The 8,272-nt window shown below is 37.7% G+C and carries 7 protein-coding genes; 5 read left to right on the top strand and 2 right to left on the bottom strand.

Annotated features, from left to right (window positions below; genetic code table 11):
* The 5 genes from ligA to Q0L68_RS12510 form a co-directional block, all read left to right on the top strand.
* A partial coding sequence (ligA, locus tag Q0L68_RS12530; RefSeq protein ID WP_296703635.1) for an NAD-dependent DNA ligase LigA occupies positions 1-2,075 on the top strand: 2,075 nt, incomplete at its 5' end.
* A 149-nt stretch (positions 2,076-2,224) separates the two neighbouring features.
* A complete protein-coding gene (gene dapA, locus Q0L68_RS12525) occupies positions 2,225-3,094 on the top strand; it encodes a 4-hydroxy-tetrahydrodipicolinate synthase (RefSeq protein ID WP_296703633.1) in 870 nt (289 codons plus the stop codon).
* The gene (gene xseA, locus Q0L68_RS12520) at positions 3,094-4,404 is read left to right on the top strand and encodes an exodeoxyribonuclease VII large subunit (protein ID WP_296703630.1); all 1,311 of its coding nucleotides are present in this window, start codon (positions 3,094-3,096) and stop codon (positions 4,402-4,404) included. Before dapA ends, xseA begins: the two co-directional genes overlap by 1 nt.
* A complete protein-coding gene (gene xseB, locus Q0L68_RS12515) occupies positions 4,401-4,589 on the top strand; it encodes an exodeoxyribonuclease VII small subunit (RefSeq protein WP_296703629.1) in 189 nt (62 codons plus the stop codon). The genes xseA and xseB overlap by 4 nt, the downstream gene beginning before the upstream one ends.
* Positions 4,590-4,722: 133 nt before the next feature.
* A complete protein-coding gene (locus tag Q0L68_RS12510) occupies positions 4,723-5,424 on the top strand; it encodes a hypothetical protein (RefSeq protein WP_296703628.1) in 702 nt (233 codons plus the stop codon).
* Positions 5,425-5,648: 224 nt separating this feature from the next.
* Here the strand turns inward: Q0L68_RS12510 and Q0L68_RS12505 are convergent, their stop codons facing one another.
* Positions 5,649-6,158 (bottom strand): UpxY family transcription antiterminator, encoded by a 510-nt coding sequence (locus Q0L68_RS12505; protein WP_296703626.1) that lies wholly within the window; start codon positions 6,156-6,158, stop codon positions 5,649-5,651.
* Between the two features lie 136 nt (positions 6,159-6,294).
* Positions 6,295-8,272: efflux RND transporter permease subunit (locus Q0L68_RS12500; protein ID WP_296703624.1), on the bottom strand; the 1,978-nt coding region annotated here is incomplete at its 5' end.

The raw sequence follows: 8,272 nt of genomic DNA, 5'->3' as shown, positions 1-8,272 counted from the left end.
TTTATGAAAACGGCCGCTTGCTCAGAGCTGTCACAAGAGGCGATGGATACCGGGGAGATGATGTCACTGCCAATGTTCGCACGATTCGCAACATTCCTTTGGAAGTAAAAGGAGAAAATATTCCTGCAACTTTCGAGGTGCGTGGTGAGATTTTTCTGCCGTTGAAAGAATTCCAGAAAATCAATGCTGAACGGGATGAGGCAGGAGACGCGCTTTTGGCAAACCCTAGAAATGCAGCTTCCGGAACGCTAAAAATGCAAGATTCTTCAGTGGTCGCCAAGCGAAGGTTGAACTGCTATTTTTATCAGTTGCTCGGAGATGAACTCAGTGTCAACACCCATTCAGATGCAATCGCATTAATTGAAAAATGGGGATTTAACGTTTCTCAGACCTACCGGAAAGTAAATGATATTCAGGAAGTCATTCAATACATTGAAGACTGGAAAGAAAAACGATTTTCTCTGCCTGTAGATACCGATGGGGTGGTTTTGAAAGTCAATAACTACGATCAGCGTGAGGAATTGGGTTTCACTGCCAAGAATCCACGATGGGCTATCGCCTACAAGTATAAAGCAGAAAGCGCTGAGACCGAATTATTATCTATTACTTATCAGGTAGGAAGAACAGGTGCAATTACTCCCGTTGCAAACCTTTCCCCAGTAAGTCTAGCAGGCACGACGGTAAAACGGGCTTCGCTTCACAATGCCAATGAAATTGAGCGATTGGATTTATATGAGGGTGATTTTGTTTTTGTGGAAAAGGGGGGTGAAATCATTCCAAAAATCACCGCAGTAAATCACGATAATAGGAAACCTGATTCAAAACCGGTCGCCTATATTACACATTGCCCTGAATGCGGAACCGAACTAGAGCGGAAGGAAAGTGAAGCCAAGCATTATTGTCCAAATTCAGAATCCTGTCCTCCACAAGTATTAGGCAGAATTGAGCATTTTGTATCCAAACGAGCAATGGATATTGACTCTATGGGAACAGAGCGAATCCGAGCTTTGATTGACCAAGGGTTTATTTCAAACCCAGCAGATATTTATGAGTTGGAAGCAAGAAAAGACGAACTCCTTGGTCTGGAAATGTCTCAGGATCAATATGAATCCGAAGGAGATGGAATACTTTATATTACCCTGGAAAAAGCACTCTTTGCGCTGACTGAGCAAATCTCCTACAAACAGATTCATGATTTTCTGATCGAGCATACAGAACTTCCATTGGCCGAAACATTAAAAGTTTTTCAGGATCAAATCAGGAAATGGAAGAAAAAAGTCCCTTCCAATACAACAATGATCGATTATCTGATCACGAATCTTAAAGAACATCAGCTTCCAAAATTAGAGGATTACGTTCCCGTCGCGGTAGTTTTAGACCTATTTCTCAGTAGAAAAGTTGATTTTCAGAAAGTATTGGAAGTCAGCAAAAAAGAAGGAACCGTACATGGTATTCTTTTGAAATTGAATCTGGATTTAAGTCAGGAGTTGACTGATCGAATCAAGAAACTTAAAGCAAATACCTTCCAAGATGGTGTCATTTCTAACATGATGGAAGGTATTGCTGTATCAAAAAACCAGCCTTTCGAAAAAGTATTGTTTGCATTGGGCATCCGAAACATCGGAGAAAATACAGCCCAACTTTTAGCAAGACATTTTGGAACAATTGAGAAACTTGAAAACGCAAGTAGCGAACAACTCCTGGATATCAATGGAGTTGGAGAGACGCTTGTCCATAGTATTCAGGATTTCTTTGCCCAACAAAAAAATAAAGAGATTATCTCAAGGCTAAAACAATTTGGTTTGAAATTCGAAATTGAGCACGACGAAAATCGCCAACTTGGAAATTCTTTAGAAGGAAAACGAATTTTGGCAAGCGGAAAATTAGCCCATTTCAAACGAGATGAGATCAAAGATGCAATTATAGCACATGGAGGTCAATACATTTCCTCCGTTTCCAAAAATCTTGATTTCATTATAGAAGGGGAGGATATGGGACCGAGTAAAAAAGAAAAAGCTCAAAAATTGGGAATTCCAATGATTTCTGAAGCCGAGTTTTTGAAAATGATAGAATAAAAACTAAAGACTTTGATAAGCAACTCTATTGATTTCCTTTCAGAAGTGTTTTGTAATTGATCGATGGCCTTCCATCCATTTTTTTACAAAACAGAATGTCAATTCCTCTCATCCCATTATCTTTAGGCCCCAAACCTATATTATTTCACATGAACCAATTTAAAGGCACAGGAGTAGCGTTAGTCACACCTTTTCATGATGATTGCTCAATTGATTTTTCAGGATTGAAAAAACTTATTGATCATGTCATCAATGGTGGAGTCGACTATTTGGTAGTTTTAGGGACTACTGGAGAAACAGCAACTTTGACGGCTTCAGAAAAAAAACAAGTTCTGAAAGCCTGCCTGGAATACAATGCTGGTAGAGTTCCGGTGGTTTATGGTTTAGGTGGAAATAATACCCAAAATGTTTTAAACGACATAAGCTCAACAGATTTCACAGGAATCTCGGCGATACTCTCTGTAAGTCCATTCTACAATAAACCAAGTCAAGCGGGGATTATTGCTCATTATACAGCTATTGCTGACAATTGCCCGATACCCGTTATTTTGTACAATGTGCCAGGGAGAACGATGTCCAATATGACTGCAGCTACTACTTTAAGATTAGCTGATCATCCCAACATCATCGGAATGAAAGAGGCAAGTGGGAATCTTGAACAATGCATGCAGATTGCTGCAGATAAGCCAAAAGATTTTTTATTAATCTCGGGAGACGATTTAATGACCAAAGCCATGTACAGCATCGGCGGATCGGGAGTCATCTCTGTTCTAGCAAATGCTTTACCGGCAACTTTCAAAGCAATTTGTCATGGCTCGGAAAAAGAAAGTCTGAAGGCCATTTTTTCCATTTTGGAAATCAATCCATACATGTATCAAGAAGGAAATCCTACTGGAGTAAAAAATCTATTGATGCATATGGGAATCTGTGAAGACCAGCTAAGATTACCAATGCTTCGGGCTAGCCTTGAACTAAATCAAAAGATTAAATTCCTATACCAAAAATCCAATCCAGCTTAATGCATAATGCCCGATCTATCTCAGAATTAAATCAGTTGATCCAACAGGTTATTGAAACTGAGTTGGATCCGGTTTATTGGGTAATCGGAGAAATTTCTGATTTTCGTCTTTCCCCTCAAGGGCATGCATATTTTGAAATTGTCGAAAAGGTTGGTCATAAAGTGGAGGCGAAACTTCGGGCAAACCTTTGGCAATTTACCTATAGAGCTATCGCCTCAAAGTTTGAATCTATCACAGGTTCAGGTTTAAAAAACGGAATGAAAATTTTGGCTCAAGTAGCTATTAATTTTCACCCATTATATGGACTTAGCATAAATGTCAAAGACATTGATCCCTCATTTTCTTTGGGGGAAAGAGCAAGATTAAGACAAGAAACGATTGATCGATTGACTAGAGAGGGAATGATGACTTTAAACAGTCTTCATGAAATGCCTCCTGTCATCCAAAAAATTGGAATCATCAGTAGTTCTACTGCAGCAGGTTATGGTGATTTTATTAATCAGCTTGAATCCAATTCTGGAGGCTATAAAGTTTACCATAAATTATTCCCATCATTAATGCAGGGGAATGAGGCGGCCTCTAATTTGATCAAAGCCATAGATTTGGCAGAAAGTAGTAAAGAAAAATTAGGTCTTGAAGCCATAATTATCATTAGAGGAGGGGGAGCCCAATTGGATTTAGATTGCTTTGATGACTATCAATTGGCTTTAAAAATTGCTAACTGTAGCCTTCCTGTTTTTACAGGAATTGGTCATGAGAGAGATGAAACCATCGCAGATTTAGTAGCCCATACAAGATTAAAAACACCTACTGCAGTTGCTGAATTTCTTCTTTCTGCATTCAGAGAATTTGATGAAATGCTCACTATTAACCTAAGGAGATTAGATCGAGCAACCAGACTTCAATTGCAAGAACAATCAAGTGGCTTACAAAATTACAGTCATAGAATTCAGGTTTATTGTAATACAAGAATTAGTAGGGAGAAAGAGAAACTAGATTCAAATTTGAATCGAATAAAGAGTGCGTCAAAAAATATTTTTCAACTCGAAAACCTTAAATTGGCTTCTCTAGAAAAAGAACTTTTCCAAAAGACCCAACATAAACTCAGTAAAGAATTAGACTTGCTGGAAAGTTTAAGTAAAACCCTTTCCCGATTAGATCCAAATTCTATTTTGGCAAGAGGATATACCAAAACTGAAGTAAAAGGAATCCCCATTCATCTTGTCAAACTGAATCTTGGAGATGAAATGATCACACATACATCAAGTATAAAAATAAGTAGTAAAATTACCCAAATTGAGGAGGAATGACAGATTTGAAATACACAGAAGCAATGAGCCGCTTGGAGCAAATTCTAGCTCAATTAGAGGAAGGTAAAAAAAGTATCGACGAATTGTCTGAATTGGTTAAAGAGGCTTCTGAACTTATGAAAGCTTGTAGAACAAAGCTTAAAGCCACCGAAGAAGAGATTCAAAAAGCATTTGAAAACAATTAATCCAGAAGAGGGTTCAAACAATAATTCTTCAAAATCTTAGTTATTGATTTGAAGTCTTGTAGTGGATTGGCATATTTGTTGTCGAATTTGCAATCGATCCTGAGTCTTTTACCACAATTCCAGGACCCTCATTATGCATAGATTACTTTCAGTTAGCTTTTTTTTAATTTCTTTGTTTGTAACGAGTAACTTAACTGCTCAAAATTTCTACAAGGAAAAAATATCAAGAGACCAGATTTTGACAATAGGATTTGGGCCTTCTTTCGCCTATATAGACAATGGTGGGCAATACCGCTCTTTTAATTTTGAATTTAGACCTTCATTTTCTGCAGCATATACCAAAAGATTAACTCCAACTTTTGATCTAAGAGCAACTACCGGAATCCAAGGGATTTCTAGTGGTGGGAACCCAAGTTCAAATGTCAAAGAATTTTGGACAGCCAATAATTCCTCGTTTACAGCAAAAGGAAACGCAATTTATTTTGATGTGATGCCAAGCGTAAACTTGATGCCATTTTCAAACCATATGAATAGAAGTTTTGCCAACCTATATGGAGGATTTGGATTTGGTTTTATGTATACCAGTACCAAGCAGACCAAATCATTCGATGAGAATGAAGTTCCAGAAAAATCTAACTTAGCCACAGCTTATCTACCCTTTAGAGCCGGATTAAGCTTTCAGCTTGGTGCCTATTCCGACATTGCTGCTGAAGGCACGTTAATGTTAACCTTTACAGATAATATGGATGGAAATGTAGGTTTTAATAGATTTGGTGACCATTTAGGTCAAGTTCAAATTGTTTATAGAAGATATCTTTACCCAAGAATTGATTAAACAGAATTATCCTAAATTAAATACCCCCAATAATTTATAACCTTATTGGGGGTATTTTTATGGGCCACTTTTTAACTGTCAAGACAATTTCAAACTTCCACAAGTCAATTACATTAATTGAAAAGAAAGCATTATCCTACTCCCAAAGCCAAGAATCGAAAAGGTGATATTTCTGATCAAAAATTAGGGTTTAAATATTCTAATGAGAGAGATTAGCCAATCCTTCAACTAACTTTCCCTATTGGTTGCAAAAATTTCCTTGGAATACTAACCAGCATATTTTGGTAAATGCTAGGAATTCTAATCAAGAAATAATCTTTATTGCCTTTTTCAATTACTTCGCCGGTCATGTTTTGAAGAGCTCCACCAATTACTTCTACTTTTTCTCCAGGCTCAATAATACTTCCATCTGATTCAATTGCAACGCCGGTTTCAATAATCCGCTCAATGATTTCAAGTTCCTCATCACGAATGGTAGCGTGCTGTCCCGAAAAATGAACAAATTTCACAGCCCCTGGCACTTGAAGACATTCCCAAAGTTGGTTTCTGGTTGTTTTGACAAAAACATAACCGTTAAATAAAGGTCTTTCTACTTTCTTTTTTCTATCAGACCATTGTCTTAACTCCTCAATGATCGGCAGATAAACTTCTTTCCCATTTTCTCTTAACCTGGCGGCTACTTTCTTTTCGGAACGTGATGCTGTATACATCACATACCATTTTAACTCATTCATCTTACACCTCTTTTTGGGTTAACAAAATTAACAAATTTTAGGAGGAAAGGCTGAACCAAACTGTCCTAAAAATGAAAAAAACCCCCGGGATAGAACCCCGGAGGTTTTATAAAAAAAACCACCAACCTTAAAACAATCATGCTTTAATCTTCTTTAGCCGCATATTTAACTTGTCGGCCAAGAGATACATGACTGGTACGATTACTAACGTGAGGAAGGTAGCAAAGGTTAACCCGAAAATCACGGTCCAGGCCATTGGTCCCCAGAAAGCTGCATTGTCTCCCCCTACGTAGAATTGTGGATCAAAGTCACTTAATAATGTTCCAAAATTGATATTCATTCCTATCGCTAATGGAATTAAACCAAGTACAGTTGTAATAGCTGTTAATAAAACTGGTCTAAGTCTGGTCTTACCAGATTCTACGATGCTTGCTATCATTAAATTAAAAGGTAAATGGTCTTTTGGCCCCATTCCCAGTTCATCTCTTTTTCTCTCTCGCACCAAATTGGTGTAGTCAATCAATACAATCGCATTATTTACAACCACCCCTGCAAGAGAAATAATTCCGATACCTGTCATGATTACCACAAAGTCCATATTGAATATTACGAGACCTAAAAACACGCCTATCGTACTCAATACCACCGATGCCATTATAATAAATGGAGTTGTCACAGAATTAAACTGAGCGACTATAATCAAGAAGATTAAAGAAACTGCAATCCCCAAAGCTCCAATTAGAAACTCCATAGATTTCTGCTGCTCCTCTTGCTCTCCAGTGTACTTAACAGATACTCCATCAGGTACATCATAATTTTGAAGCGCAGCTTGAATTTGGGCGTTAACTTCAGTCGGATTATAGCCATCCAAAACGTTAGAATAAACAGTAATGGCTTTATTCAAATCCTTTCGTTTCACAGATCCATAAGTTGATCCGTATTTAACTTCAGCAACAGCTGAGATTGGCACTTCTCGTTTGGTTCCAAATTTATCCCTGAATCCAATCTTCTTATTTACCAACGTATTGATATCATATCTAAACCCTTCTTTCAATCTCAATTGGATAGGATAATCATCCTCACCTTCCTTGAATTTTGAGACTTCCAAACCAAATAAAGCCGTTCTCAGATCATTTGCTATTTCAGAAGTTGACAATCCAAATCTTCTGGCTTTTTCTCTGTCTATATTTAAGATTACCTCAGGATTACCCAAAGAAAGGTCAGACTTGAGCTCTTCAATTCCCGGAATATTTAAGTTTGTGATATACTCTCGTGTTTTATTTACAAAGGCGATCAATTGTTCATAATCTTCGCCAACAAACTCCAAATTAACAGCCTTTCCTGTGGGAGGTCCATTTCTTTGCTTATCGACAGTTATCAATACACCAGGATATTTTTCCACTAACTGACGAATGACCTCCATTGCCTCATTGGTGTTGATCCCTTGTCTGTTGATATAATCCACGAAACCTATGGTGATTTTAGCTTTGTGAGGTGTGGGCTGATTACTTGGCCCTTCTAGCGGATCGCCCGTGCCCTCTCCTACTTGGCTTATTACAGACTCGAGAATATCCTTATAATCATCGAGGGCAATCATCAATTCATCCTCCATACCATCAACAAACTCATTCGTTGCCTCAATATCAGTTCCTATTGGAAACTCAATAAAAACATTCACTAACTGGGGTTGATTATCAGGGAAGAACAGAATTTTTGGGGCTCTAACACCCAGTAAAACAAGGGAGAAAAACAGCAATAAAACTGTCCCTCCAAAGAATAGAATTGGTTTTTTACCATTTAGAGCGTATTCCAATGTTGTACCATAGAAATTTTCAAGCTTCACCAACAATACAGTCTGGAACCATCGAATTGCTTTTCTAAGAACAAAAACATTAAATAAAGTCAATACGCAAGCCACCAATAAAAGAGTCCCAAATGCAGTAATTCCAACCAAATAAAAGAATGTGGATAGAATTAAGAAAATGCCTGCAACTAGAATCGATTTTTGTTTTGGTTTTACTTTGGTCACGTCTTCCACCTTCATGAATAGTGCGGTCAATACAGGATTGATTACAAGAGCAACAAAAAGTGAAGAAGACAAAACGATGATCAAA

Source organism: Algoriphagus sp. (assembly GCF_024642405.1).
GTDB lineage: Bacteria > Bacteroidota > Bacteroidia > Cytophagales > Cyclobacteriaceae > Algoriphagus.
The sequence above is the reverse complement of the archived record's forward strand: the minus strand, read 5'-3'. Positions and strand labels throughout refer to the sequence as shown.

Coding starts and splice junctions, on each gene's coding strand:
- dapA (WP_296703633.1), top strand. CDS start 2,225: ATGAACCAATTTAAAGGCACAGGAGTAGCGTTAGTCACACCTTTTCAT.
- xseA (WP_296703630.1), top strand. CDS start 3,094: ATGCATAATGCCCGATCTATCTCAGAATTAAATCAGTTGATCCAACAG.
- xseB (WP_296703629.1), top strand. CDS start 4,401: ATGACAGATTTGAAATACACAGAAGCAATGAGCCGCTTGGAGCAAATT.
- Q0L68_RS12510 (WP_296703628.1), top strand. CDS start 4,723: ATGCATAGATTACTTTCAGTTAGCTTTTTTTTAATTTCTTTGTTTGTA.
- Q0L68_RS12505 (WP_296703626.1), bottom strand. CDS start 6,158: ATGAATGAGTTAAAATGGTATGTGATGTATACAGCATCACGTTCCGAA.